General features: G+C 50.0%; 20 protein-coding genes. 11 read left to right on the top strand and 9 right to left on the bottom strand.

The features are described from left to right. Positions 1-15 precede the first annotated feature (15 nt). The 4 genes from thrC to Mal48_RS01910 all read right to left on the bottom strand — a co-directional run bounded on the left by thrC (position 16) and on the right by Mal48_RS01910 (position 7377). Positions 16-1374, bottom strand: coding sequence for a threonine synthase (gene thrC, locus Mal48_RS01925; protein WP_145195583.1), 1359 nt, complete (start codon positions 1372-1374; stop codon positions 16-18). Positions 1375-1853: 479 nt separating this feature from the next. Next, positions 1854-4406: an ATP-dependent Clp protease ATP-binding subunit gene (locus tag Mal48_RS01920; protein ID WP_145195581.1), complete on the bottom strand. Its 2553-nt coding sequence runs from the start codon at positions 4404-4406 to the stop codon at positions 1854-1856. Positions 4407-4866: 460 nt separating this feature from the next. Beyond that, on the bottom strand, positions 4867-5469 hold the full coding sequence (gene lexA, locus Mal48_RS01915) for a transcriptional repressor LexA (protein ID WP_145195579.1): 603 nt from the start codon (positions 5467-5469) through the stop codon (positions 4867-4869). Between the two features lie 612 nt (positions 5470-6081). Next, positions 6082-7377, bottom strand: coding sequence for an MFS transporter (locus Mal48_RS01910; RefSeq protein WP_145195577.1), 1296 nt, complete (start codon positions 7375-7377; stop codon positions 6082-6084). Positions 7378-7873: 496 nt separating this feature from the next. On the opposite strand from Mal48_RS01910, the gene Mal48_RS01905 reads away from it, so the two are divergent. The 3 genes from Mal48_RS01905 to bcp all read left to right on the top strand — a co-directional run bounded on the left by Mal48_RS01905 (position 7874) and on the right by bcp (position 10352). Next, positions 7874-8860, top strand: a complete 987-nt coding sequence (locus Mal48_RS01905) for a DUF368 domain-containing protein (RefSeq protein WP_197441971.1) — start codon at positions 7874-7876, stop codon at positions 8858-8860. 298 nt (positions 8861-9158) lie between these two features. Continuing rightward, positions 9159-9758, top strand: a complete 600-nt coding sequence (locus Mal48_RS01900) for a hypothetical protein (RefSeq protein WP_145195573.1) — start codon at positions 9159-9161, stop codon at positions 9756-9758. A 114-nt stretch (positions 9759-9872) separates the two neighbouring features. Beyond that, the gene (gene bcp / locus Mal48_RS01895) at positions 9873-10352 is read left to right on the top strand and encodes a thioredoxin-dependent thiol peroxidase (RefSeq protein ID WP_197441970.1); all 480 of its coding nucleotides are present in this window, start codon (positions 9873-9875) and stop codon (positions 10350-10352) included. 694 nt (positions 10353-11046) lie between these two features. Here bcp and Mal48_RS01890 read toward each other — a convergent pair. From Mal48_RS01890 to Mal48_RS01880, 3 genes are all read right to left on the bottom strand, one after another. Beyond that, complete coding sequence (locus tag Mal48_RS01890; protein WP_197441968.1) at positions 11047-12435, bottom strand: hypothetical protein; 1389 nt, start codon at positions 12433-12435, stop codon at positions 11047-11049. 127 nt (positions 12436-12562) lie between these two features. Beyond that, positions 12563-13198: a penicillin-binding protein activator LpoB gene (locus Mal48_RS01885; protein ID WP_145195571.1), complete on the bottom strand. Its 636-nt coding sequence runs from the start codon at positions 13196-13198 to the stop codon at positions 12563-12565. 466 nt (positions 13199-13664) lie between these two features. Further along, positions 13665-15104 carry an alkaline phosphatase D family protein gene (locus Mal48_RS01880; RefSeq protein WP_145195569.1) on the bottom strand — a complete coding sequence of 480 codons (1440 nt, stop codon included), beginning with the start codon at positions 15102-15104 and terminating at the stop codon, positions 13665-13667. Between the two features lie 210 nt (positions 15105-15314). On the opposite strand from Mal48_RS01880, the gene Mal48_RS01875 reads away from it, so the two are divergent. From Mal48_RS01875 to Mal48_RS01855, 5 genes are all read left to right on the top strand, one after another. Beyond that, on the top strand, positions 15315-15935 hold the full coding sequence (locus Mal48_RS01875; RefSeq protein WP_145195567.1) for a helix-turn-helix transcriptional regulator: 621 nt from the start codon (positions 15315-15317) through the stop codon (positions 15933-15935). Between the two features lie 223 nt (positions 15936-16158). Further along, positions 16159-16710: an NADH-quinone oxidoreductase subunit B gene (locus tag Mal48_RS01870; RefSeq protein ID WP_145195565.1), complete on the top strand. Its 552-nt coding sequence runs from the start codon at positions 16159-16161 to the stop codon at positions 16708-16710. A 427-nt stretch (positions 16711-17137) separates the two neighbouring features. Beyond that, a complete protein-coding gene (gene sufC, locus Mal48_RS01865) occupies positions 17138-17950 on the top strand; it encodes a Fe-S cluster assembly ATPase SufC (RefSeq protein ID WP_145195563.1) in 813 nt (270 codons plus the stop codon). A 268-nt stretch (positions 17951-18218) separates the two neighbouring features. After that, on the top strand, positions 18219-19658 hold the full coding sequence (sufB, locus tag Mal48_RS01860) for a Fe-S cluster assembly protein SufB (RefSeq protein ID WP_145195561.1): 1440 nt from the start codon (positions 18219-18221) through the stop codon (positions 19656-19658). 315 nt (positions 19659-19973) lie between these two features. After that, on the top strand, positions 19974-21458 hold the full coding sequence (locus tag Mal48_RS01855) for a glucuronyl esterase domain-containing protein (protein WP_145195559.1): 1485 nt from the start codon (positions 19974-19976) through the stop codon (positions 21456-21458). 271 nt (positions 21459-21729) lie between these two features. Here the strand turns inward: Mal48_RS01855 and Mal48_RS01850 are convergent, their stop codons facing one another. Beyond that, a complete protein-coding gene (locus tag Mal48_RS01850; protein WP_145195557.1) occupies positions 21730-22131 on the bottom strand; it encodes a 6-pyruvoyl trahydropterin synthase family protein in 402 nt (133 codons plus the stop codon). Positions 22132-22544: 413 nt separating this feature from the next. Continuing rightward, positions 22545-22754 (bottom strand): hypothetical protein, encoded by a 210-nt coding sequence (locus tag Mal48_RS01845; RefSeq protein WP_145195555.1) that lies wholly within the window; start codon positions 22752-22754, stop codon positions 22545-22547. A 471-nt stretch (positions 22755-23225) separates the two neighbouring features. On the opposite strand from Mal48_RS01845, the gene Mal48_RS01840 reads away from it, so the two are divergent. From Mal48_RS01840 to Mal48_RS01830, 3 genes are all read left to right on the top strand, one after another. Beyond that, positions 23226-23711 carry a flavin reductase family protein gene (locus Mal48_RS01840; RefSeq protein ID WP_197441967.1) on the top strand — a complete coding sequence of 162 codons (486 nt, stop codon included), beginning with the start codon at positions 23226-23228 and terminating at the stop codon, positions 23709-23711. A gap of 691 nt (positions 23712-24402) precedes the next feature. After that, positions 24403-25062, top strand: coding sequence for a hypothetical protein (locus Mal48_RS01835; RefSeq protein ID WP_145195551.1), 660 nt, complete (start codon positions 24403-24405; stop codon positions 25060-25062). Positions 25063-25615: 553 nt separating this feature from the next. Next, entirely contained in the window at positions 25616-26638 is a 1023-nt protein-coding gene (locus Mal48_RS01830; protein WP_145195549.1) for an FHA domain-containing protein, read from the top strand. Positions 26639-26642: the final 4 nt, after the last annotated feature.

Raw genomic sequence — 26642 nt, 5'->3', positions numbered from 1 at the left:
CAGGTCTATTGAATCTTATGCGATTCCTTGAATCACTTCCATGATTTTTTCAAAGTCATTCTCGACCGGGATCGGAGCATTCTGAAATTCAGGAGCCGGTTGCCCGGAATGATAGTTCACGGTTGCATTCGGATCTTTGAGTTGATGCCCGGTTAATATGCAAACCACACGATCACTGGGAGCAATGATTCCCTGCTCACGCAGCAACTTCGCCCCGGCAACGCTCGCTCCACTGGCCGGTTCACACCCAAACCCTCCCGCTCCGACTTGCGACTTTCCATCAAGAATTTCGTCGTCACTCACTTCTCGCACGACACCATCACAAAAATCGAGAGCCCGCAAGCACTTCTTCAAGTTCACGGGACGATTGATCTCAATCGCACTGGCAAGTGTACTGGCCCGCCGATCTTCATCATCCATCTTTTGATAGAACGACTTGATGAGTTCAGCATCCGGTTTCCCTCCGTTCCAGCATAAGCCATGTTTCTCATGCAGTTCGTACAGCGTGTTCGCTCCTTGAGCGTTAATGACAGCCAATCGAGGAACACGATCAATCAGGCCGAGTTCTTTCAACTCCATGAACGCCTTTCCGAACGCACTTGAATTCCCCAGATTCCCACCAGGAACAACGATCCAGTCAGGAACTTCCCAATTGAGTCCTTCAAGAACGCGATACATAATTGTCTTCTGCCCTTCGAGACGAAACGGATTCACGCTGTTGCACAAGTAAATCCCAGCCGTTTTACAGACCTCGCGGACCTGTTTGAGAGCGTCGTCAAAATCCCCTTGAATCTGAAGAGTTGTGGCTCCATAGTCGAGCGCTTGAGAAAGTTTTCCGTAAGCGATTTTCCCACTTCCAACAAAGACAATCACCTTGAAATGCTTCGTCGTCCCCGCATAGATTGCCAGTGATGCACTCGTATTCCCGGTCGATGCACAGGCCGCCATCTTCGCCCCAACCATCCGGGCATGAGTCGAAGCAGCCGTCATCCCATTATCTTTGAAACTGCCAGACGGATTGAGTCCTTCATACTGGAGGTACAATTGCCCTTCGTTCAGCCCGACATACTTCGCGACGCTATTAGATTGTTGCAGTAATGTCTGCCCTTCTCCGATCGTCACGATTTGATCGTCAGGAGCAAACGGCAGCAGTTGACGAAAACGCCAGACACCGCTGTAGTCAAGCGGACAATTTCGATTTGCCCAGCGAGCTTCGAAGTCTTTCAACGAAGAGGGAACTTCCACACGATCCCAATCGTATTGAATATCCAGCAACTCTCCCGTTTCAGGACAGGCGGTCAGGACTTCGTCTAGCCCGTATGTACTCGAATGATCAGGAGAAATACTGGACTGGTACGCTAAATCGGTGGACATAAAAACGGCTCAGGGATTCAAAAACAGTGACAATTCGACAACGAGCTTCGAAACGAGAGTCAACGTCACGCACGAAGGTTCGCCACAACGCTGATTTCCAGATCTGGTGGAATTGAATGATACTCGCAGTCGATCCAGACACAAACCAAGTTTCCGAGATTCGCAAAAGCAACAGACTCAGAACCAGTCCGAAGACCTCTGAATTAGACACTTTTGCCCATCTCCGAAAGAACATATTCAGACTTCAGGATCAGGCCAAAAAGTAGGCAGTTCGGGAATCCAGAAAGCTGACACCATCAGTCACATTATTCGAAACGATCTCCATTCAGCATCGGGAACTGGCTCGACAAGCATTGAAGATGCTCAAAGTGCATAAAGAAAGCCGAAGTGCTGCAGGGGCAACACTTCGGCTTTTCAATTATTGGAAAGCACCACCGAATTGAAAATGGCTCTCAAATCCGGCTGATCCTCTCGAAGACTTACTCCTCTGAAGCCTGATCGCCTTCAGCGGTTGCTGCTCCGACAGCTTCCAGGTTTTCTTCGCTGGGGGCTTCTCTGTATTCCCCTTCAAAGTCGAGTTGCGTCTCATCACCAACTTTCCGGACGCCAACTTTGATGACGTTCTTTCCATCAAACTGGCCTCGCAGCAACTCCTCAGCCAGCGGATCTTCCACATAAACTTCGACAGCGCGTCGCAATGGACGAGCCCCGTAGTCTGTGTGATCTCGATCGCCTTGTTCGGACTTACTTTTGTCAATGACGTGTTGCTTCGCCTCATCAGCCAATTCAAGAATCAAACCACGTTCCTTGAGTCGTTCACGAACTTTCTTCAGTTCAAACTCAACGATGTGCTTCAGATCCTCGTCAGCCAGTTTGTGGAAGACAACAACTTCGTCCAGTCGCCCGATGAACTCAGGCTTGAAGCGTTTACTGACTTCCGCCATGACGTTCTTCTTCATGTCATCATGAGCGGTCTCCACATTCTGGTTTCCGAAACCAAACGAGGCATTGGCAATCGCCTTGGCACCGACGTTGGTTGTCATAATCAAAATGACGTTCTTGAAGTCGACCTTACGGCCGAAGCTATCCGTCAAATGCCCTTCTTCCATAATCTGCAACAGCATGTTGTAGATGTCCGGGTGGGCTTTTTCGATTTCGTCTAGCAGCACAACCGCATACGGACGACGGCGGATTTTCTCAGTAAGTTGTCCACCTTCTTCATAGCCGACATATCCCGGAGGAGCTCCGATCAATCGGCTGATATTGTGCCGTTCCTGATATTCACTCATGTCGATTTGCACAAGTGCTTCTTCATCACCGAACATGAACTCAGCGAGCGTTTTGGCAAGTAATGTTTTCCCGACCCCGGTTGGACCAGAGAACAGGAACGTTGCCGTTGGACGCTTCGGATCTTTGAGTCCACTGCGCGAACGACGAACCGCTTTACAAACCAGCTTGATTGCTTCGTCCTGACTGACGACACGTTTGTGCATCACGCTTTCCATTTCCAGCAGACGTACAGTATCTTCGCTGGAAAGGCGTGTGAGCGGAACGCCCGTCATTTTGGCGACAACCTCGGAGATCACTTCGGCATCGACGACCCCATCAGTCTCCTGTGACTTCTGACGCCATTCACTCGTGATCGACTCTTTCTTCTTCTTCAACTGATCCGCTTTATCACGCAGATTGGCTGCCTTCTCAAAGTCCTGATTCGCAACTGCCTCTTCTTTCTGAGTATTGAATCGCTCGATGTCTTCTTCGAGCTCTTTGAGATCTGGAGGTCGAACCATCGATTTCAGACGAATTCTCGCACCTGCTTCGTCGATGACATCAATCGCTTTGTCCGGGAGGCAACGACCAGTGATATAACGACTGGAAAGCTCCACAGACTTTTCAAGAGCATCATCGGTGTACTGAACTTTATGATGAGACTCATACCGATCGCGAAGTCCTTTGAGGATTTCGACTGTTTGATCTTTGCTCGGTGGGTCGACAAGCACCATTTGAAAGCGTCGTTCCAAAGCGGCGTCTTTCTCGATGTACTTTCGGTACTCATCGAGAGTCGTCGCTCCGATACATTGCAACTCACCTCGACTCAATGCAGGTTTCAGAACGTTCGAAGCGTCAATCGCTCCTTCCGCTCCACCAGCACCGACAAGTGTGTGCAATTCGTCAATGAACAGAATTACGTTCTTCGCACGCCGCACTTCGTTCATGACCGCTTTAATACGCTCTTCGAACTGACCACGGTATTTCGTTCCCGCAACCATCATCGCCAGGTCGAGGACGACGATCCGTCGCTCACGCAGCAAGTCTGGCACGCTGCCATCGACAACCAGCTGGGCGAACCCTTCGACGATGGCGGTTTTTCCGACCCCTGCTTCACCAAGCAATACCGGGTTATTTTTTTGACGTCGACAAAGAACCTGTGTGATTCGTTCAATTTCTTCAGAACGCCCGATCACAGGATCAAGCTTTCCTTGACGAGCCAGTTCTGTCAGATCGCGACCGAAACTGTCGAGAGCTGGCGTTTTGCTTTTTCCAGCCTTTCCTGACGGAGCTCCGCCACGCTCGGACTGTTCAGCCCCTTCAAGTCCATGACCGAGAAGATTTAAGACTTCTTCGCGGACGTCTTCCAGCTTCAGTCCGAGATTCATCAAAACCTGAGCGGCAACGCCTTCTTGTTCACGCAGCAACCCCAGCAATAAGTGCTCGGTCCCAACGTAATTATGATTCAGATTGCGAGCTTCCTCCATCGCATACTCAATCACTTTCTTAGCGCGGGGAGTCTGCGGAAGTTTGCCCATGGTCACCAAATCTGGGCCAGATTGCACAATCTTTTCGACTTCGAGTCGAATCTTGCGAAGGTCGACGTCGAGATTCTTCAAGACATTCGCTGCAACACCAGACCCTTCTTTAACAAGCCCCAGAAGGATGTGCTCTGTTCCGATATATTCGTGATTAAACCGTTGAGCTTCCTGATTGGCCAATTGCATGACCTTCCGGGCTCGATCGGTAAAGCGTTCGTACATTCTCTGACTCCTGTTTGCGTGAATTTAATTCGCTAGTGAACAGCCCAGAGAAACAATCTCCGTGCGATGAAACTCACATCGCCTTTCGATTCAGCCATCCTGCCGAATCAATCAAAACAATCGATGTGGGGCCTCAGTAATGATGAGGGAATAAATTCACCTAACCAGATTCTAGCCCTGAACACCAAACGGGACAAGATTTGCTCAGCAATCTCAGCCAAGTTGAAGTAATTTCCACGAAGAATTTTGCTCAGATCTCAACAAACAGTACGAATCTGACATCAAACCGAGTTTGCATCCGCCTGAACCATCGGAATAGTGCAGACTTTCATCCGAAACTGGTGTGAAAGACCTTCTCCACGAAACACCAGAAATTTTAATCTTCACGACCAATCTTAACACGAGCGGCCACTCAAGACAGGAACTGATCACACGGGCACGGCAAGCACAGAGACGACTCCTAATACTGCCGGATCACCCCAACCAAAACGCCCAGAATCTGGACATCCTGGCTATAAATCGGCTCCATTGTTGAGTTCGCAGGCTCCAAACGATAGCGGTCTTCTTCACGATAGAACCGCTTGAGCGTTGCGTCTTCCCCATCGACTAAAGCAGCAACGATCTCGCCGGGACTTGCAGTCGACTGCCTGTGAATAATGGCGAAGTCGCCATCTGCAATGTGGTCTTCAATCATTGACTCACCACTGACTTTCAAGCAGAAATGCTCTTCATCAGCGAACAGGTCACCGAAATCGACCTCTTCGAGCTGCTCAACCGCCAACGTCGGTGCCCCAGCAGCGATCTGCCCCGCCATTGGCAATGATGTTTTACCACGACTGAGTGACTCTGTGAGTTGAATCGCACGTGACATATTCTGCTCGCGTGTGATCAGCCCTTTTTTCTCCAGCGCCTTGAGATGGCACATGACTCCGTTGGGAGATTTAATTTCAAAGTTCGCCCCAATTTCCCGAACCGTCGGCCCATACCCTCGGTTCACGATACGATCTTTGATGAATTCGTAGATCGCCTGTTGTCGTTTCGTCAACTTTGGTGGGTCGGTCATCGATTCACTCCTCAAACATGTTTTAGAAACACTAGAACTGATCCTGAAACTTAAAATTGCTCTCTCAATCATTGAGAAAAGCAGCTATCCCAGAGGCTTCCGGACCGTTCTCGCAATGACTTCTGAAATCGTTGCCATCCAATAGACTCACGATCATGCACTCAGGCTTTGTATGAGCGACATTAAACGAAGTCGCAAACACAAGAACTTCCGTTCACAATATACCTCTGTTCACGGTTCATGTGTACCCTAGTTTTGACGATCCATGCGGAAACTTCAATGTCTCCCTGTAAATTACTCGAAAATGAGCAGTTCCTCTCGCATGTTTGAGCAAGAAAAACGCCCGCTTCAATCTCCGCCTCATTGACAGAATTCTGCGACTCCACACAAAGCGACGTGCCACCACTTCAACGATATGCATTCCACGATTTAGATCGGCTTTGCAGAATCCAGGATGCCAAAAAGAGATGCAAGGAGCCTCGGCGCACCAGCCTGACAGCAGCTTTCGAATAAGCCGTCTCAGATGGATGTTCGCGTTCAGCCTCGTGGCAAGCAGCCTATGAACTGGTGATGAAAGCAGGCTTCACGGGCAGGATGAAGATTGAAAACACTTTAAGGGCGTACGCGAGCTGGTTCTTTAGACGTCACTTGAACCGGCTCCAAAACTTTTGCTGCTCTTGGAGTCTCCTGCGACTCGCTCTTCGTTTTGATATCGATATCTGAATCGACAAGTTTTGAGGTCAGTGCCAGATACGAGACTGCCCCGACTAATAACGACCCGCTGACAAAATAAAACATCGCAAAGAAGCCGAAGTGGTCGATAATCCACCCGAGAACCGGCGCGGTGAGAATCGTCCCGCTGTCGATCGCTGCCAGCGTCACCGTGGTTCCTGTGCCGCGATACTGCTCCGGAAATGCACCGGCTCCCATCGAGACGACACACGGAAACAATAGTGCATGACCAAACCCCAGACACATCGCAGGAGGAATGAATTGCCAATCGGTCGTCACAAAAGTCATCAGCAAGTGTCCGATCGCATGACCGAGCAGGCCCATACAAATCAAGCGATGCCGTCCCACGGTGCGACTCCATTGCCTCGCCACAAGCCGCACTGTGAAAGCGGTGACGGCATAGGCTGTGAAGAAGGTTCGGATTCCGCTGAGCCCCAATTCGGTCGAGTAGCGAGTCAGAAACGTCATCGTGACCGCAAACCCCATCCCCATCATGAATGTGACCAGAAAGACTCGATGTGGCCAATACCGCATCATCAGCTTATGAATCGGTGGCGTGAACGACGGAGTTTCGTGACGTTCGCTCCTTGTTAACCAAATCGCCAGGCACATGTGAAGAACACTTGCCAACAGGGAGATGCCGAACAAAACGTGGTAAAGCTGACGACTTTCCGGATAGAGATGAAAGATCAAATCACCCAGATTCGTTCCACAGATCATCCCGACAAAGCCACTCGCCCCGAATGTCCCGATCACTTCTGTGCGCCGGCTCAGGGGAGCGAGATGCTGAATATGCGAAACCGAAGAGGCGAACATCCCGGAGAGCCCGATCACAAAGATGATTCTCGCAGCGTAGATTTGAATCCCGACATCAGGAGCCGTTAAAACGAGCGCTGAACCAGTAATGTTGATCAGCGAGCATACAATCCAGATCTTTCGGATTCCTAACTGATCAAGCGCCTGTCCCAGAAAAGCGCGAAAGAAGAGCGACCCGACAAGGCCAACACTCACAATCACACCGGTTGTCTCTTCACTTCCACCGAGAAATCGAACAAACTCAGCAAACCGAAACGTCAGCGCATTCGCAGTCACAAGCATGACATTCGCAGCGAATGCCAACCAAAATCGTCGTGTATAAATTCGCTCCGATTCCTCGGGACGACGTCCGTGACTCATGTCCGTTAACTTTGCCTTAAAGGTTAACTTTGCCTTAAAGAGTGAGAACGTTTAGAACTCGACTCAAACATCGCGTCTGAATGAGCACTAACGATGGGTCGAGAATGACAGCCCTGCAGAATTCGTCAAACGACACTTCAACTCCTGCCGATGGATTCACCCAACACCTGACGCCACAAGGGACGCGGTGAAGGCGAGTTCGAATGTTATCACAATCTCGGTCAGCGACCACCCGATTTCACAGGTCTCAATTGCCGAGACATTGAAAACTGACTGAAAGTTCACATCATCAATCAATTTTCTTATTCTCCGGATTCAAATTTGTCTCAGCTTTTTTCATTGGACACTTGCAAGACTCCGGCAAACCAGCTGTTTCGACAGAAAACCTTTCAGGGACTGCAATCTTTTGCAGCAGTTGCTTTCTCCCACTTTTGAATCCGCCTAAACTTCCAAGCCTCAATCGCTTCAACATGCAATGAACGACGAACAAAAAAACATGACCCAGGACGATGCGGCTGCGAAGAAAATCCCCTCAAGTGAGGACCTTGCTCAGCTGGGGCGAGGTGTGTTAATGGGAGGAGCAGATGTGATCCCCGGGGTTTCGGGAGGCACCGTCGCGCTCATTCTAGGAATTTACGAGAGACTCATCAGCGCAGTCAGCCATGTTGACGCGACGCTCATGTCATTCGTCTCTCAACGAAAATTCCGCGACGCCGCCAAGCATATTGACTTGCGATTTATCATCCCACTCGGGATGGGCATTCTCGTCGGCATCGTATTGCTCGGATCGGTGATGCATACGTTGCTGGAAGATTACCGACAGTACACGATGGCAGCCTTCTTCGGCATGATCGGAGCGAGTTGCTTACTGGTTGCCAAGCTTGTGACACGTTGGCGCGCTCTGGAATATGGACTCTTAACAGGCGGAGCAGTCTTTGCAGTCTGGCTCGTCTCTCAACCGGCACTGGCAAATCCACCCGATCACCTCTGGTATATCTTCCTGTGCGGAGCCATCGCGATCTGTGCAATGATTCTCCCCGGAATCAGCGGCTCGTTTATCTTGCTAATCCTTGGCAAGTACCACGAAATCACCGGCATCATCAAAGATGTCATCAAGCTCAAACTCTCAACAGAATCAATCTTTCTCGTTCTCACGTTTGCTTGCGGTTGTCTGGTCGGACTGATTTCATTTGCCAAACTCCTGCGATGGCTCCTCGCCAACTACGCTGCACAAACGATGTCCTTATTGTGTGGATTCATGATTGGCTCGCTGTACAAAATCTGGCCTTTCCAGGTTGACACAACTCCTGAGGTCGAAGAGTTCAAGCACAAGGTTTTCGAGATCGTTCCGTTTTCAAAAATTGAATTCAATGGCGAGTTCGCACTGACTATTCTGGTTGCCATTGTCGCAGCTGTCCTTGTCTTTGGACTTGATCACCTTGGATCACCAGAACAAGCTCTTGAAGAGGTCACAGCAGAATAGCCCGATCATCGCAAATGTTGAGTCTTACTACTCCGCCCGACGCTATCGAGTCAACGCACCGGGCTGAAATAAAAAAAATCTTCCGAACGCGCGACATCAGCTGTTAACAGACGATCGCTGCGTACGTTTATTGACCTCAGGAACATTTTCGTGTTTCTTGTGCCCGTGAAGAACGTATTTCTCTGGTAAAAACGCTGTTCGCCACGAGGCAGAGCCTGCAAACCAATTCGAAAGACGCAATAGTCAAATTACTGTCGGACAAAAACCTGCGCGAACCTTTTCATGAAAGTCTGGAGCCATGCCTGTTCGAATCTTTGCAACGATTCTTGTCTTATCAATTGCAAGTTCCACCCACGCACAAATTCATAGTGGTGGTGGATTCGGCGGAGGAGGTGGGCTTGATAACGAAACTTTTCGTTCAAGCCTGCAGGCGTCGTCGGCTCCGTATGTCGAGACTGACAATATTTTGATTACGATTTCAAAAACGGGAAAAACAGTGACTGCATTCTCTGCTCTCACGGGCAAAACAGCGTCACTAAGTTTCGAGGAAAAGGTTGAACCATTTGTACCAATTGTCTCAGGCAATCTTGCCTGCTTCGCTCACAACAAATCTGCCTACGCGTTCATCGCAACGACCGGGAAATGGCAAGCTGTCAAAACAAAAACTAAAAATGCTCAGTTCATTCATTCGGGAACGATGGCTTGCTTTGTCGAGGGAAAGACTGCTTACGCGATCGGTGATCAAACCGGAAAGTGGCTCCAGATTGATGCAGAGGAAGTCCCTATTCCCAGTTTCACAACCACGATGGTTAAATTCCAAGTCAAATCCAAAATCTACATTTGCTCAGCAACTTCGAAAGAATGGCAGGTGATCGACTTAGAAAGCGATGGAAAATAGATGGCCATCCCCTTTGGTCGTAAGTTTCACCGCTGCCCCGCTTCAATGTCAGCCACAAAGAATCTATGGTAGATCAATCCTCATACACAGATTCTCACCATTTCCGGAACAGACATGTCGAGCATCCCCGAAGTCGGTAAACGAGCCCCAGCCTTCACCCTGCCAGCGATCCCAGAGGGAAAAATCAGACTCAGCCAATTCAAAGGCGAGAAGAATGTTGTGCTCTATTTCTACCCGCGCGATAACACGCCTGGTTGTACCACTGAAGCGTGTGACTTTCGTGACAACCTTGGGCAGTTTGAAAGTGCTGAGACCGTCGTCCTTGGGATCAGCGGAGACAGCCTGAAGTCGCACGAAAAGTTTGCAACCAAATTTGAATTGCCGTTCCCTCTGCTATCCGACGAGGACCACGCGATTGCAGAAAAGTATGGGGTCTGGGTTGAAAAAAAGAATTACGGGAAGACCTACATGGGCATTCAGCGAGCAACATTCCTCATCGACAAGGAAGGCAAAATTGCAGCCGTTTGGCCTAAAGTGAAGGTCAAAGGGCATGTCGATGAAGTTCGCGAGAAACTCTCTGAGATTTCCAAGTAGAGAGCCGCCAACAGAGTATGACCAAGATTTAAACACTGATCGCGTCCGTGAAGGTCATGAAAGTGAGCTTCACGGATACTGTAATCATTGAAACTGGTCCAAGGCCCGCTAAGCCTTCTTTTTCAACTCTTCCAACTGACGATGAATTTCTCGGATCATCGTCAGTTGCATCACTTGCAACCGCTCCAGACCTTCAACGTCTGAAAGCGCCTGTTGGATTTGGGCCCCGTCATGAGATTCTAACTGCTTGGATTTTTTTGATTTATTTGCACTTCGTTTCTTCATTGTTTGTGACAACACTGCCCGCGTGCCAGAAAAACAAGCCACTTCCGCAATCCCTGAACGTGTGATTGAAAAGCGAGAGAATCATAACGACTCCACTACGATTTCAAAACAAAATCCAGGCCAACAACAGGATTGCACCACTCAATAAATTCTTCTTCTCCCGAAATTATAGATGACGTTGCGAAAGAAAATGTGGAGAATCAACTGGAAGATTCTCTTTGGACATTACTATAAAAGAAATTCCAAAGAGTCGGGTCAAGAACGCGTAATTCTACGACAGATAGCAAGATCTCACTGCCCCGTAAAGCTTTGAGAGTGAGACAGCAATCCGCCAACATTGACTTGTTTCGTTGACTTGTTTCGCGGCGGAACTCGTTCAGCGAGGCGGCACTCAAAAGTGTGCGGACTACTATTCCACATTCGTTTTACGGTCGGCGAAATTTGTGACCACTTCGCCGACGAACTCTGTATCTGGAATCGTTGCGAGAAGGTACGTATTCCGACCATCTTCAACTTGAACGGTGAGCCCTTCGGACTGCCCGACTCTCTTGCCACCCTGAAGTGGTTTCAATTCGAATTGATGTTCGCCCGCCGGAAGTTCGATTCGAAGCACTTGAATCTGATCCGGCAACAGGCCCCAACAGCGGGTGTCTGCATTTTCAGCAGCTTCCCAGGCAATGCCTGCCACAGTCAAAGCAATATCAGCCACAGGGGAGCTCTGGGCATTCACTTTGCTTTTCACGGCGTAGGCTGCAGCCTTCTTCAACGTCCTGCGAACCACTGCTCTCGCCAGCACTTCGGATCGATTTGCTTCCGACTGCTGAACCGCAAATTCACTCACGTTTGTGATCGTCGCTGTCGTCCCAATGTCTTCTCCATCGACGATGACCCCCACGTTGGAGATGACAGAACGCCCTGGTTTGACGACCGGTATTTTCACAGGAGCGATCGTCGGAGTGAGCGTTTGGTCTAAAACCTCGCTGAGAATCTGATCAACGATCAGCATCGAAACTTGAGTCGGGAGCTCATTTGCCTCCACTTTGTACGGCCCACGGCCAACAAGACAAAACAGATAGACAACTCCATTTCCTGGCTCAGAATGCCGACCATGCCGCGCTCGCTGGAGGTCGTCTTTGCCATCTCGAAACCCTTCCTCCCAGCTAACAACCTTCAAGCGAGAACGTTCAATGTCGTCATAGTTAGAATGCCGCTCCTCGGTCATTGCAGCGTGGATGTACGGCCCCAAGGCAATGCGTTTGAAGTCCAGTTCCGCTTCTTCGGGACGGCGTTTCTGCTCCATTTTGGCAATAATTTGATTCTGCTTTTCATCAACTTGAAGAGCATACGCGCCAGCGTCATCACCGCCGTTCATCAAGTTGGAAATTGCTAAAAACGTCCGCACGAGAACCTTCTCATAGTCCTCGCCGGACCAGGAGAGACTTTGATCATCCCGAATCATGGAAAGAGCCTGTTCACCAGCATCTTTCTGCTCAAGGTAGTCAAGCTGATCTCGCACCTGTCGCAGGGTTTGCTCTGCCCGATCGGGGTGGCCAGATGTCAGCTCAACGATTGCTCGATCCAGCTTGAGAGCATCTGACTCTTTGGTCTCCTTCGCAAGCAACTGATCAATCGCCTTCGCAGACTTATCGAGATGACCGGAGTAATAGTCATCTCGAATTCCTTCCAGCTGATGAGCATGCGTCGCGCAGCCAGAAACGCCTACCAGCAACACAAATGTCACGGCAATCGCGATTGCTCGCACGCTGTCATGAAGGTCAATTTGACGAAAGATCAACATACTGATCGCTGCTTAGAGGAGAGACGTGGGCGGCGACATTTCGATTTCGAGCAAGTCCGTTGAGAATTCACCCTCACCGCAACAGTCGGATCAACAACAGAGAAACCGCCCGGACGCTGCACAACATCTACATGAGAGATTTCTTGTACATCTTCCGGAGAGTCGCTGACTCTTTCGTGAATTCACCGGTGTTGATGTCCACCATTTCCAGTGTCAGCAAGTAATCTCGTTGATACTTCTTGTTGTCACGCGTCGTGCCAGATGTAATCTTCGCAAACAGCATGTAGTCGAATGGCTGATTCATCTTTTCCATGGTCTGCGTGAAGAGCTGCTGATGCTTTGGCATGAACAGGTCGTCAGGACGCAATCGTGCGTCGCGCAAGCCCGCCTCGACATATCGTCGGCTGATCGAACCAAAGAGTTCCGAATTGGAAAGCAAGGTATCGATATGTTCGTAGATTTGTTCCTTGAAGTCGCCAATTTCCTCGGCACTGCGGTTTTCGACTCCAATAAAGCAGATCCGTTTTTTCCCGGACGGCATGCCGACAGCTGAAGCCTGCTGAATCTCCTGTATTTGCCGACCAGTCAAACGACCGACCGCTTCGTCAATCAGCGGTTTCCAGGTCTCCGCGCCAGCTTCATGGCTGGCTATTGCATCTGCATCAGTCGGATCAAGAACCGTCGCTTTTTGTGTTCCTCGACAACCAAAGGCTGAAGTAAACAAAACGATTGATGATGTAGAAAGAAAGTTTCGCCGATCCATGGCAATTCCGTATCGTGAGTCATTCGAACAGGCCGCATTCCAGTATCGAACCGCGAATGCTAAAACCTTATCGAAAACTACCCCAGACCAGATTGAATTGAACCGTTGACATGGCCCACTGGCGGCACTATCCGCCGAAGAGACGGCAGAATGCGCAAACCTGAGAATCTTGACAGGAAAGAGAGCCCGCTACGCCCTGCGGTTTCTCAATTTCGATTGTCGTACATTTCAGTCAAGTTTTAGAGCAGCTTGCTCGACGGCTTGCCCGGCTGTGTCCCCGTGAAGGACGCGTTTCTCAAATAAAATTGCCATTCGCCACGAGGCAGAATCTGAACACCTATTCAAAAGACGCTTCAGGATTTAGGTGCTTCAGGCTTTCATCAATTTCCGTAATTCTTGCGTTCTCGTCAACGGAATCTTCCCGGACGAACCCTTGTTTCGCAGACTTCATTTAGAGGTCACAGGCTTATTTTTCCTGACCGACTTGCTTGTACTCGTTGACGACCTTTCCGTGAACGTCATGATGACGGAACGCGATCACCGGGCTCCCTTTTTCCCGGAGAACATTCACAGTCAGAAAGCCTCCTTTGACACGGTGGAACGGTTGAACCTCAAAATCCTGTCCGGGAGTCCCTCCAGCGTGCTGGTCACTCGCAGGCCCGCATGAGAACTCTTTCAGTTTTGTCTTGGGGTCGATCGAGTAATATTGCCAGTGTCGATCTCCACAACAGACAAAGAAGTTGTCCAACTTCTGCTCTGCCGTCCAGTCGCGAAACAGGTTCCCTTCGTAAGCAAAAACTTTGTTCGCATGGTTATCTTTTTTGCCACTGCGATCCGGACCAACAATTGGAGTTGGACTGACGAGAACTTTGAAGTCGGCATCACTTTCAAGAATCGACTTCATTAACCACTCTCTCTGCTCTTTCCCCCAGATCGTTTTCTCTGGCCCATCTGGACTGTTGTTCGGCGAGCGATACAAACGTCCTTCGACCATCCAGATCTGCAACCCTTTCCCATAGCGAACAGTGCGATGAGTCGGCTGCGTTCCCAAAGGGACTTGCTCACGAAATGTGGCGTAGCCCTGCTCGAACGTCAGTGGCAGCATGAACTTTGGGTTCTTTGTGGGCCAGCAATCATCGCTCAACGCATCATGATCATCGACTTCCCAGTACCCTGGAATCGTCTGATGGAATTCTATGTGACGCGGCAGCGAGTACATGCGATGCCAATGATAGCGCGCCAATTCAAGAGTGTTTGCGCGAGGAGTTTCGTTATCGTAATAAACTGTGTCTCCCGTCGGGACGATGAAATCAACGCCAACTTTCTTCATGGCTGGATAAATGTGAAACCCTTCCCGATGGTCCAGATCTTTGTACATTTGCCCCGTGACAACAGCGAACGAAGCATCCTGCCATTGGTCAGCTTCAACTGGAGTGCTGAAGGAACCCGTTGCCGTCGCAGAGACAGCAGCATCCTCGGCATCTTTCGCATCAATCCTCAGAAAATACTTCGTCCCCGGGGTCAACTCATTGATTTCAAATTGATGGACAAAATCTCCAGAAGCCTCCGCTGCCACCCATTTCGTGACGTTTGCATCTTCGAATGTATCGTTTGTCGACCAGGAGAGCCTCAGCAATCCGGGGGCGCCAGTGATCTCACCTTCCAGATCCGGCACCGGAATCTTCGAAATCTCGACCTTTCGATTCTTTGATCGCAACGGCGGTGCAACAATTCCGTCCCAATTGCGCTCTTTCGTTTTCGTAATTCGGGTCCAAACGACCGCCGAGTTCTGTGTCACCTCGCCAACACGCAACCCCATTCCCAACTCAGCGGCAACCGCTACGGTCGCTTCCATGTTCCCAACGAGAAAGAGGGCTAAAGCAATGAAACCACGAAGACCAAGCATTTGACGCCTCACAAGCAACAGAAAGAGAGTTTAAAACATGACTTTATGAAGTTTTCTCGCAGATGTGAAACAGAAGAAGAAGCAACTTCAAAGGCCGTCGAAATTCTTATCTCAGACACTTTTCGCATTATTCGCATTACTTGTTGTCAAAAACATTCCAATGGTTATACTACGAGGAGCAGGGACGGTTAAATTTGTCAGGCGAAGCAGATGTCACGCGACCAATCAGATCATGAATTTCTCAGCGCGTTGCAGCGACAATCGCCCGCAACCGTGCAGAGCATGTGCGATGCCATCGGCGTGACTGCGACCGCTGTTCGTCAAAAACTGATGCGGTTCCAGGCTGAAGGTTTTGTGAGCCGAAAAGTCTCACGACAGGACCGCGGCCGCCCATGCCACACATATCATCTTACAGAGTCCGGCCTTAAAGAGCTCGGAGACGACCATGCAGAGATCGCAGCCATCTTGTGGCGGCAATTGATGTTGATCGAGGATCCAGAAGTTCGACAGACCGTCTTGAGCGGGGTTCAAGCAGCACTTGTAGAACGATTTGGTGATTTTACCTACGGAACCAGCCTCGCCAGCCGGTTACAGTTATTAACGTCCAAAATGGCTGAGCAGGGTTTTGATTTAGAATACGAAGCCGGAGAATCCCCTTCAGACTTACTAATCCTGCGAGAGCACAACTGTCCGTATCATGAATTGGCTGCAGAGGATGCGTCAATTTGCGACCTCGAACAATCGGTCTTTTCGGAACTTTTGGGAGTCCCGGTTGAGTTATCGTCGTGCCGATTAGACGGTCATCAATGTTGCGAATTCCAAGTCGGCTGACCAGGCACCTCTCTGTCCAACGAAAAGTGTCTGAAAAAACGTTATTATTGAGTGTTGAACGTCACCAGTTTTGAGAGTTCATTTTCGAGAGTTGTTTTCGTCACAAAGACTCTCTACTAATGGTTTTGAGTTCGATTCTCCGGGGTGTGGACCGGTCGAAGATTACAAATGACGACAGCTGGCACATGCAACGTGCCTGCAGCAGGCTTCCAGGAAGTAAATTATGACGTGGATTGAAGGCAAATTTGAAGAAAATGTCATCACGACAACACTCGAACAGGCAATGAACTGGGCGAAGCAGTCTAGCGTCTGGCCGATGACGTTCGGTTTGGCATGCTGTGCGATTGAAATGATGGCCACAGGAGCCAGCCGCTACGACATCGACCGTTTCGGAGCTGGTGCGTTCCGTGCCACACCTCGACAGGCAGACCTGATGATCGTCGCTGGCACAGTGACACATAAAATGGCATCACGAGTTCGTCGACTTTACGAACAGATGCCCGACCCCAAGTATGTGATTGCCATGGGTGCTTGCACCGTTGGTGGTGGTCCTTACTTCAAACATGGTTACCACGTTGTCAAAGGTGTTGACCTCGTCGTGCCAGTCGACGTTTACGTCCCAGGTTGCCCTCCTCGACCAGAAGCGCTGCTCGAAGGGGTCATGCGAATTCAAGACAAAATCCGTATGAAGCGGATCACAAAAGGAAACGGGGACACACTCCCGACTCCGCACCACACAGGCTATGTCAAAGAGCCAGAAATCATCTTGGCCTAAGACCGCGAGCAAGACTCCTGAAATCATTTCGACCTCATAGAGGGTCGAGTTTCTCAAGTTTTGCGAAAGCCATCCAGCCTGTTGCAGACTTTGACATCCCCTGATTGTCACTCTGCTCAGAGGATTTTACATGAGCAAGGATGCCAACGACCACGAATGTTACCTGTCAAGAAAAAGTGAAGTTGCAAAGAAAAAGGAAGCGTCCGTTCAGGCCAGCTAATTGAAAGACGAAGCTTCAAGAATGGAAAATGAAGCTCTATTCAAATGCACCACATCCTGAAGAATCGACGCTGAAACACATTCATCACAATGAGTTGCGAGGAAATTCGAGCAGAACACGCTCAGCAAACCACACTGCCCCGTGCAGACGTTTGATGCATAGATCTCTCTGTCATTCCTACCACTCCTAATTCCCAGTTCCGAACTTATGTCTACTTTGAAAATTGAAAACCTGCACGTTTCCGTTGGCGAGACCGAGATCCTCAAAGGGGTCAATCTCGAACTCAACAAAGGCGAGGTCCACGCACTCATGGGCCCCAATGGTTCTGGCAAAAGTACCTTAGCCTACACGCTGGTTGGTCATCCAAAGTACGAAGTGACTCAAGGTTCGATCACAATTGACGGCCAGGACATCAACGAGCTTGATCCTGCCGAGCGTGCCAGACTCGGACTGTTCCTCGCCTTCCAATACCCCGTCACAATTCCAGGTGTCAAAGTTGCAGACTTTTTGCGACACGCCATCAGCAATGTTCGTAACCCTGACCGCAAGGAAGGTGAAGAACTCATGCCGATGCGAGAGTTCCGTAAAGAACTCCGCTCCACGATGGAAGAACTGAATATCGACGCCGAGTTTGCTCGCCGATACCTGAATGACGGATTCTCCGGTGGTGAGAAAAAGCGAATGGAAATCCTCCAACTCGCAATGCTCAAGCCGAAGTTTGCAATCCTCGACGAAACCGACTCCGGCCTCGACAGCGATGCCGTTCGCGTCGTCAGTGAAGGTCTCAATAAACTCTCCGGACCGCATATGGGCGTGTTGATCATCACACACCACGAGCGACTTCTGGAATATAACGTCCCACAATTCACACACGTCATGTTGGCTGGACGTATTGTTGAAACAGGCGATGCCTCACTCGCCCGTGAACTTCACAACAACGGATACGCTGGCGTCCGAGAACGTTACCCGGAGGCTGCAGCTGAAGAAGAAGCAGCAAAAGGAGCAACGGCAACCGCCTAAAACCAATTCGTCACCGACTGCCATGAAGGGTTTCCTCAGTGCCTGAGAAGCCAAGTTCAGATCCCCGGATCAATGATCCGGAATCTACAATTTGGTTCAGAAAACGTCATCATCAGCGAACACCTTCCTGGATTATCCTGCGAAATTTAAGTTTCTCGCAATCACCCAGAGGTTCCATTTTCAGTCAGGCCCATTGCCTGAAACCGATTTATTACAACTGAAATTCACTCACTTTAGCAATCCCGACTTTCAATCGGAGAAAGCAGATATGGCTACTACAGACGCACTTCAAAACGAAGCAACGGATACCGAAAAAGCACACGTTGCAATCGGTGATTATCAATACGGATTCCACGATCCAACGGACCAGTACTCGTTTACCTCACAACGAGGTCTAAGCCGAGAGATCGTTGCCCAGATTTCAGAGATGAAGGGCGAACCGGGCTGGATGCGAGACTTCCGCCTGAAATCCTACGAAATCTTTGAATCCAAGCCGATGCCTGACTGGGGCGGAGATATGTCTGAAATGGATTTTCAGAACATCTTCTACTACGTCAAAGCCAGTGACCGTCAGGAAAAGTCCTGGGACGACGTCCCCGAAGACATTCGTAAAACTTACGATCGCCTCGGAATTCCTGAAGCAGAAAAGAAATACCTCGCCGGAGTGAAAGCTCAGTACGAATCGGAAGTGGTTTACGGTTCTCTTCAGGAAGACCTCGCCAAGCAAGGTGTCCTCTTCACTGATACCGACACCGCTCTGAAAGAACATCCGGAAATCTTCAAAGAGCACTTTGGAACAATCATTCCGCCGAGCGATAACAAGTTCGCTGCATTGAACTCCGCAGTCTGGTCGGGCGGTTCGTTTATCTATGTTCCACCGGGCGTGAATATCGAATTCCCGCTGCAAGCCTACTTCCGCATCAACACGCAAAACATGGGACAGTTCGAACGGACACTCATTGTTGTCGATGAAGGAGCCAGCGTTCATTACGTCGAAGGATGTACTGCACCAACTTACAGCTCAGATTCGCTTCACTCAGCTGTTGTCGAAATCCTTGTGAAACGAAAAGGCCGCTGCCGATACACAACAATTCAGAACTGGTCGAACAACGTCTACAACCTCGTCACTAAACGTGCGATGGCTTATGGCGATTCGCTCATGGAATGGATTGACGGAAACCTCGGCTCGAAGCTGACGATGAAGTACCCCGCAATCTACCTGATGGAACCAGGTGCCCGCGGCGAAACACTGTCAATCGCTTTCGCCAGCGAGGGACAGCACCAAGATGCCGGAGCCAAAATGGTTCACTGTGCCTCGAACACATCAAGCCGGATCATCTCGAAGTCCATCAGTAAAGATGGCGGACGGAGCAGCTATCGTGGATTGGCAAAAGTCGCCAAAGGTGCCACGAACTGCCGAAGCAACGTTGTGTGCGACGCCCTGATCCTTGACTCAGATAGCCGAAGCGATACCTATCCCTACATCGAAGTCGAAGAAGACGATGTCGCGATGGAACACGAAGCATCTGTTTCGAAGATTGCTGAAGAACAGTTGCTCTACCTGATGAGCCGCGGCCTGACTGAGGCAGAAGCATCTGCCATGGTCGTGACCGGTTTCATCGAGCCACTCGTCAAAGAACTTCCAATGGAATACGCAGTCGAAATGAACCGACTCATCGAACTCCAAATGGAAGGGAGCGTTGGATAAGTTCATCTCATCCAAACCCATCGACCAATAGAAAAAGCTCTGCCATATTCGGCAGAGCTTTTTTTGTCTACCTGCTCGACTTCAAATCCTGAAGTCACCCCAATATTAATCTTGAACTTCTGCCTCGTCGTGAGCCTCCCACTGGACTGACTGGACTCGCTCCCCATCAGAGTCCGCTGCCTGGAAACACTCTTCAGCCTCAAACAAAATATGAACACCTCATTTTGAATCAGTCCACTCCGATGTAACGTCTTGATCTGATACACTTCGAGTGAACTGGACACCAGAGTTTTTTCGCGTTTACCCTCTCTGCAAATGAAACGGGTTTCGTCGATTGAAGAGGCTGGTGCTCACAGGGAAAACCGCGAAGACGAATTCAACAACGCTCTCCAAGGCTGCGATGAATCGATGCTTCCCTATCACGGACTTCAAAGACTGGAGGCTCCCATGGACAGCAATTCAAAAAGCACCCGCCGTCAGCTACTTGGTATGGGAGTCCCGGTGCTCGCTGCCGCCGCGCTGGCTCCACATCAACAGAGTTCAGCAGATGACTCGCAAGTCCGTGCAGGTTCTCCAGAAAAGCCCGAGAAAATGCCGTGGCCGAAAGAACGAAAAATCATCGAGCGTAAATGGCTCGATCTGCTCGGGGACTTTCCCAAAGAGATTCCGGACCTAAAGGTCGAAATGAAGGAGGTCGCTAAGGAAGAGGGCATCACGCGATACCACGTCAGCTTTCAATCTGAGTCTGACGACCGGGTCACCGCCTGGTTGCTCGTCCCAGATGCCGCTCGAAAGAAACCGACACCAGCGATCATCTGCCTCCACAGCACCACGTGGGGTTCTGGTAAAGATCAGGTAATTGGCTTATCTGGTAAACGCCCGATCGATCCGCCACCCGATCCAAAAGCGGGGCGAGACTACGGACGAACCCATGCACAACATGGTTTCATCACACTGAGCATTGACACGATCACCGACGGCGAGCGAATCGAGCCGAAGCGACGAGTGATGGATACTCGAGTCTTCTACGAGAAGCATCCCGAATGGTCCATTGTGGGGAAAAACACGTGGGACTGCATGCGAAGTGTCGACTTTCTACAGACCCTCGATTTTGTCGACCACGCACATATCGGAATCACCGGGCTTTCGATGGGTGGGCATTTGGCGCTGTTTGCGGCAGCCTTCGAACCTCGAATCACAGCGACTGTCAGCAATGGCGGAGTACTCGACTGGTACCGTCATGCCAGTGCCTGGTCACGAGTCCCACCGAATAACAACTGGCGTCCCTGGGAAGAAGGTGTCGACGCTCCGACCAGCAGTAAAGAACTGGAGCGACGATTCGGTTTTAAATCAAACAGCGGCCCGTTCATCTATATCAAAAAATTCCGACCGTACATCGAGGACTCAAATTTGCCGTTACCGGTCGACTTCGATGACCTCATGGCGATGATCGCGCCACGACCACAATTGATCATCTCTACGGAACAGGAACTCTACCGGCACAAATTCTTTCAGAAAGTCCCAAAGGTTCTGGACGTCTACATCAACTGGCGCGACACCCCTGACCTGCCAAGTGTTTTAAAAGCCCGACAAGAGCGACTCGGTTTTGAAGAAACGTTGGAGTACTACGAAACCCAGCACCGGATGAGTGAATCGAAGATCGTAAAACAGTTCAGCGAATTCGGCGCCGGAGACTGCTTCAGCTGGTTCTCATTCCCCGGCGGCCACGGACTCCCCGGAGTCGCACGCCGCATGAGCCTTGCCTGGTTCGACCGCTGGCTAGGCCGAACACTCCATTAATCACCCCAAAACATCTGCTCTGACACGTTCACCGCACGGCTTTTAGCGACCGGTTGAACAGCATTGAGCCGGTCGGCAGCTTCGGCGCATGACTTCATTGAGGCGAGTTGCTTGCGAAGCGTTGAAAGCGGTCTTCACTGGAACAACAAGCGTTGAAAACGCCTGTCGCATTTTCGAATTCGAAGTCGGCCTCGTCGGGAACAGCAATTCCACTGGTGAAACGCATTTGACACAGCTATGCCGTTTCCCAAATCCCCCCAGAAATCGTCGTTCAAGCGGAATACGTTGCGCAGGAGTGAGAGGTTTCCCAGAGTTTGACTTCCACGACTGGCAAGCCTTTGCGTTGGGCTTCTTCAAAAATGAGCCTGGCGATATTCTCAGCTGTGGGGTTCGAATCGATGATATAGAGTGCTTCACCCATTTCCCGAAGCGTGGGCAGGACGGGATCACTTTCGCAAAGAATCATGCGATGATCCAGATTGTCTTCGATCCAGCAGCGAATTTTCTTCTTCACATCAGTGAAATCGATGAGCATGCCCCGGTCGTCAAGCTCCAACCCTTCCAGAACGAGCACTGCCTTCCCGTTGTGTCCATGTAAGTGCCGACACTTGCCATCGTAGTTCAGCAAACGGTGGCCGTAACAGAATTCGATTTCCTGGGTAACGCGATACATTCGAAAGAGCCGTTAGTCGTAGAACAACAAACATCCATTGTAGACATCGAGACACGCCGCGAAAATGATCGTGCCGACGTCTTCATCAAGAGTTTACAATATTCCCCCGAAGAAGAGTACAGGCTGCCACCGTAAGAGGCAGCAATCCGAGGTCTCTGAATTGAGGGAAAGCGATTCAGAGCCAGAAAAACAGTGCCTGCGTGAGCCAGATTGTCGACGCCCTTTCCGAAGACGCAACCGTCGACTTTCGCCGCTCTGGAGCTTCGACAAAGTGAAATTCGCCGGGTTCGGAAACCCGGCGAAAGCGGCCTTGGTACGTGGCTCGATCTTTGATTCAAATTGCCTGACAGCAAAGCCTGCAACTGAATTGCAGTTTCCAGTGCGATAGCCGCTGCTCGCTGCTCGATCTTGTTTTACGATTGGCTCTCGGCGTACTCAGCGAGGAATCGCAAGAACCTGAGCCGTGCTTTGTGTTCCTGATGTTCTGTATCGATCCGGAACTGCTTCTGCCGTTTTTCGGAGATTTCCGGCGACCAGTGAGCGCGGATCATACGGCACTCTTCTTCGATTTGCTCCGGAGTGGGATTGATAGCTGTCTCTTTGATTCGATTGATGTGAGGCATCTCAAAGTCATCCTGATAAAGGGATTTACGAGTCGTTCCTCGAGATCAAATGTCCGTTGACTTTCAACTCAAGGCGCGCCAGTGAGTGAGCGTGCACATTGATTGAAAACAAATAACATCCGAGGCTCGAAAGAGCTGGCTCTAACTAAACCTGACCAAGGAATCGAAGTGCCGGTCAACGACAACGATTCCGTAAAGGTTTGCAGCAAGGCAAGGGGAATGCATTCTGCAACTCCCAATCTTTAGGTCATCATTTCGGAGTTGTCGGATTTTTCTGGTGTTCCGTTTCAAAAAAACAACAATTCGTCACGAGCACCCCATCCCCACCCAACCTCACCCATCAACCTGTAGGAATTGAATCGATTTTGCGACTTGTTACAGCGGCTTGATATGACAGTCCTCTTTCGAATCGTTTATGATTATTGAAGCCCCACTAAATAGAATCGATCTCACTTAGATAAAGAGCAAATTGTGAATCAAGAACAAATCGGCCCAGTACTCGGACGCATCCCCAGCGGAGTCCTTATCCTCACAGCGAGAAGTTCAGAAAATGACGAGACCGGAATGCTCGCCAGTTGGGTTCAGCAGGCGTCGTTTGAACCTCCTATGGTAACTGTCGCTGTGAACACGAAACGGTATCTCAACGATTGGCTGAAAGATGGTGTTTCAGTCGCCTTAAGCCTCGTCGGAGAGACTCAAAAGAAACTGATGGGACATTTCGGGAAAGGCTTTGAACCGGGCGAGCCAGCGTTTGAAGGGCTTTCCACGGAAGAAACCCCAACCGGATTGACGGTATTGAGTGACGCGATGGGCTGGCTGGAAGGGACTGTTCGGAGTTCATTACAAAGTGGCGACCACACGGTCTATCTTGTTGAAATCACTTCGGGAAAACCGAGCGAGGAGATCGCGACTGAAAAGCCGTACGTTCACATCCGCAAGAATGGATTTGGCTATTGATCGCCAATCTGGCTCTCACTGAGAAGTTCACAAAAACGGTGAAGCTCACAAAAAACAATGAGCGAGAGACATCAGAATGTGGCCCCTCGACACAGCTTTGTTTTCGGGGTGAGCCACTCAATAAGTGCGTCAGCCAATCCGCTATGGCTCGATTTAGAACCAGCCAAAAACCTCTGAAATAGCCGCTTTTCTCAACGTTTGAGGGAACAATCTCGCGATTGGTCTGCAGGCATATCGCTGCATCTTGAGTGGTCGTTGACCTCTCCCCCGGTGCCTCACTGGGGGCGATCTCGACACCGAAGACCAATTCGAAAGATGCTCCGGAGCAAACAATCTCGCTTTGAAGCCTCGCTTTGAAGCAAATAAACTCGCCCTCGAAGCGAATATGACTCTGGAACACGAACCGGCGAAGCCGACAGTTGACAGAGTCGCAGAGCTTGCGGGCAGAATGAGCAGTTCTTTGCCCCCTGAGTGAAGTCGCGGCTTCCAGAGGATGTTGCAAAAACGAAACGAACGTTTCAGCTGCAACACGCACGTTGAATCCAGTCAACACGCTGCGACTTGGCCGATGTTAAATTTTACGGGATGGGTACTCTGCAACATGTTACCCCTTTTGGGTTTGCGTAATTTTTGCGTTGTTTGAAAAAAACACTATTGTGAACAGGCATGAGCTTTGCCAGATTGAAGCATCATGATTAAGTTCTCCTCAAAATCACTTCCGTTCTCAGAACGCATTTACATTGCGTTCCGAATTGCCTTCCTTGAAACCCAAGAGCGATTGGCACTGGCCGAGCAATTAGAGCTCGATTCGCATCGCACGTTTGGGTATTTAACGCATGTCCCTTTTCTGAAAGGGGTCCCGGCACAAGTGCAACTCGACTTGTTGCTCGACCTGTGGGACAAGCATCTGTCGAAAGAGACTTTTTCTTCCACGTATCTCGACGAAGCAATTGTCTACGCCGTGTGCGAAACAGCTGCCAATCTCATTCGCAGCGAACCGAAACATGCTCAGCGATGCATTGAATCGGGACCATTAAAAAGTGCTGCGAGGATTAACCACGCCTTCGCTGAAGAGCTTCAACAACTTCACCTCGACTACGCGGGGGATGGCCACTATCTGCTACTTAGCCAGTTTCAGGACTTCCCCCCCGAAGCAGCCAACAATCACAAAGATCAGTACGGAATCATCGCTGAAAAAGCTGATAGCCTCTTTGATGCTCTTTCACGCTGGAACGTCCTTCCGGGCTATGAAGAGCGTGCCAGTGGATTGTTGACAGATGAAGAAATCGAGCAACTCAGTTCGATGATCGACTTCACACGCCTTGCGGGCAAAATGAAAAATGGTTCGTAATGTTGGGATCGTTGTATAGAATTATTGCAGAGACCCGGCTCAGGCTTTTAATTTCACACTTGAGACAGACTCTCAACCGATCAAAACCTGCTCATTCGAAATTGACACCAGAGAACCTGAGTGGTACTCTAAGAAACGACTCGAAAACCTGAGTTTGAGTTCTCAAACATTGAGAAATCCCTTCACGATACAGGTTGCCCAAGGGTTCAAAGATCTCGTCTTACTCCTCGGGTTACTAACTTCGAACTTAAAAGTTTCTAAACTTTCACTTCATCGTCAATATTCATTGCGACTTCATATTAAACTCAAAGCATCTTTAGAATTGAGATTCGGTTGTGAATCAACCAAGAATCATCACCAGAAATTCAAATCCTTGGGGTTGGTTTCATCCCTTAGAAACCATAAAATTCTGAGTGAGATCTCTGGGCCAGTTTCAACTTCCTACCCGGATATCTTTGCATTGAAGGATTTTCCTGGAGTCTGAGATACAAATTCAGGCTTTCGGATTTGCTTTTAGAGTTTTTGAATCGATTTCAGCTAAGGTTGGATCAACATGCTGCAAGCGGAACTACGTGTCCTATCTGGAAAACATGCCGGCAGCACAATCCCGTTACCAGTTGGGAAATTTCTGATTGGCCGTGAAGAAGATTGCCATCTTCGCCCCAACAGTGACTTGGTGAGCCGTCATCACTGTGTCTTCACGCTCGATGAATACGGATTACGATTCCGTGATTTGGGCAGCACAAACGGTTCGTTCGTGAACAGGGAACAGATTCGTGGTGCTGTTGTCCTGAATCCGGGTGATTCAGTCTCTGTTGGGAAACTTGAGTTTCAAGTGATCCTCGGTGACCCGATCACAGATGAAACACGGACAAATCTCGCCAACGATATGCCGACGGAAATCATCTCTCCAACTGGTGAACCGAGTGACGCCCCCGCTGAGGCCGATCCTTCATCGAGTTCAGAATTTGAGACGGCTCCCGACCAAACTCTTCATGACTCAGAACTCAACGACGCTCCTGCTTCCGATACTCTCATCAACATTCCAACTCAACCAATGCCCCCGGAAGGCCAAGTTCAACCACCCACCGGGGATACGCAATTCTACCCTCAACCAGGTGGAATGCCGCCACAAATGCCTGTCGGATACCCTCCACAAATGGGTTATCCACAAGGGATGATGCCTTACGGCTATCCGGGATACCCGCAGCAAATGGGCTACCCGCCACAGCAAATGGGTTATCCCCCAAACATGTACCCGCAGCAGCAGCAGCAACAACAACAGCAGCAGCAGCAGCAATACCCGCCTCAACAACCGGGACAACAAGGACAGCCTGAAGCTGCTCCACCGCAAGAGGAAGCAGCTGCCGAGTCGGGAGCAGAGCTGCCCTTTCGCTTGCCAGACCCCTCTGAAACAGGTGTCAAAGCTCCTCCTCCAGCCCCTCCGGCCGCTGAAGATCAAGCCGAAAAGGAAGACGGACGAACTGCAGATCAAAAAGCAAAAGAAGAAGCCCCCAGCGCGGCAGCCGATGCCATTCAGCAGTACCTGCAACGCCGTCCCAAGACCAACGGATAACGTC

The sequence above is a fragment of the Thalassoglobus polymorphus genome (assembly GCF_007744255.1).
Classification (GTDB): Bacteria; Planctomycetota; Planctomycetia; order Planctomycetales; family Planctomycetaceae; genus Thalassoglobus; species Thalassoglobus polymorphus.
The sequence above is the reverse complement of the archived record's forward strand: the minus strand, read 5'-3'. Positions and strand labels throughout refer to the sequence as shown.

What these genes read in the sequence shown, in the direction of transcription:
- lexA (WP_145195579.1), bottom strand. Translation starts at nt 5,469, where the DNA reads ATGACCGACCCACCAAAGTTGACGAAACGACAACAGGCGATCTACGAA.
- Mal48_RS01880 (WP_145195569.1), bottom strand. Translation starts at nt 15,104, where the DNA reads ATGCTTGGTCTTCGTGGTTTCATTGCTTTAGCCCTCTTTCTCGTTGGG.
- sufB (WP_145195561.1), top strand. Translation starts at nt 18,219, where the DNA reads ATGGCTACTACAGACGCACTTCAAAACGAAGCAACGGATACCGAAAAA.
- Mal48_RS01850 (WP_145195557.1), bottom strand. Translation starts at nt 22,131, where the DNA reads ATGTATCGCGTTACCCAGGAAATCGAATTCTGTTACGGCCACCGTTTG.
- Mal48_RS01830 (WP_145195549.1), top strand. Translation starts at nt 25,616, where the DNA reads ATGCTGCAAGCGGAACTACGTGTCCTATCTGGAAAACATGCCGGCAGC.
- Mal48_RS01910 (WP_145195577.1), bottom strand. Translation starts at nt 7,377, where the DNA reads ATGAGTCACGGACGTCGTCCCGAGGAATCGGAGCGAATTTATACACGA.
- Mal48_RS01870 (WP_145195565.1), top strand. Translation starts at nt 16,159, where the DNA reads ATGACGTGGATTGAAGGCAAATTTGAAGAAAATGTCATCACGACAACA.
- Mal48_RS01885 (WP_145195571.1), bottom strand. Translation starts at nt 13,198, where the DNA reads ATGGATCGGCGAAACTTTCTTTCTACATCATCAATCGTTTTGTTTACT.
- Mal48_RS01835 (WP_145195551.1), top strand. Translation starts at nt 24,403, where the DNA reads ATGATTAAGTTCTCCTCAAAATCACTTCCGTTCTCAGAACGCATTTAC.
- Mal48_RS01920 (WP_145195581.1), bottom strand. Translation starts at nt 4,406, where the DNA reads ATGTACGAACGCTTTACCGATCGAGCCCGGAAGGTCATGCAATTGGCC.
- Mal48_RS01905 (WP_197441971.1), top strand. Translation starts at nt 7,874, where the DNA reads ATGACCCAGGACGATGCGGCTGCGAAGAAAATCCCCTCAAGTGAGGAC.
- bcp (WP_197441970.1), top strand. Translation starts at nt 9,873, where the DNA reads ATGTCGAGCATCCCCGAAGTCGGTAAACGAGCCCCAGCCTTCACCCTG.
- sufC (WP_145195563.1), top strand. Translation starts at nt 17,138, where the DNA reads ATGTCTACTTTGAAAATTGAAAACCTGCACGTTTCCGTTGGCGAGACC.
- Mal48_RS01845 (WP_145195555.1), bottom strand. Translation starts at nt 22,754, where the DNA reads ATGCCTCACATCAATCGAATCAAAGAGACAGCTATCAATCCCACTCCG.
- Mal48_RS01855 (WP_145195559.1), top strand. Translation starts at nt 19,974, where the DNA reads ATGAAACGGGTTTCGTCGATTGAAGAGGCTGGTGCTCACAGGGAAAAC.
- Mal48_RS01890 (WP_197441968.1), bottom strand. Translation starts at nt 12,435, where the DNA reads ATGTTGATCTTTCGTCAAATTGACCTTCATGACAGCGTGCGAGCAATC.
- thrC (WP_145195583.1), bottom strand. Translation starts at nt 1,374, where the DNA reads ATGTCCACCGATTTAGCGTACCAGTCCAGTATTTCTCCTGATCATTCG.
- Mal48_RS01900 (WP_145195573.1), top strand. Translation starts at nt 9,159, where the DNA reads ATGCCTGTTCGAATCTTTGCAACGATTCTTGTCTTATCAATTGCAAGT.
- Mal48_RS01875 (WP_145195567.1), top strand. Translation starts at nt 15,315, where the DNA reads ATGTCACGCGACCAATCAGATCATGAATTTCTCAGCGCGTTGCAGCGA.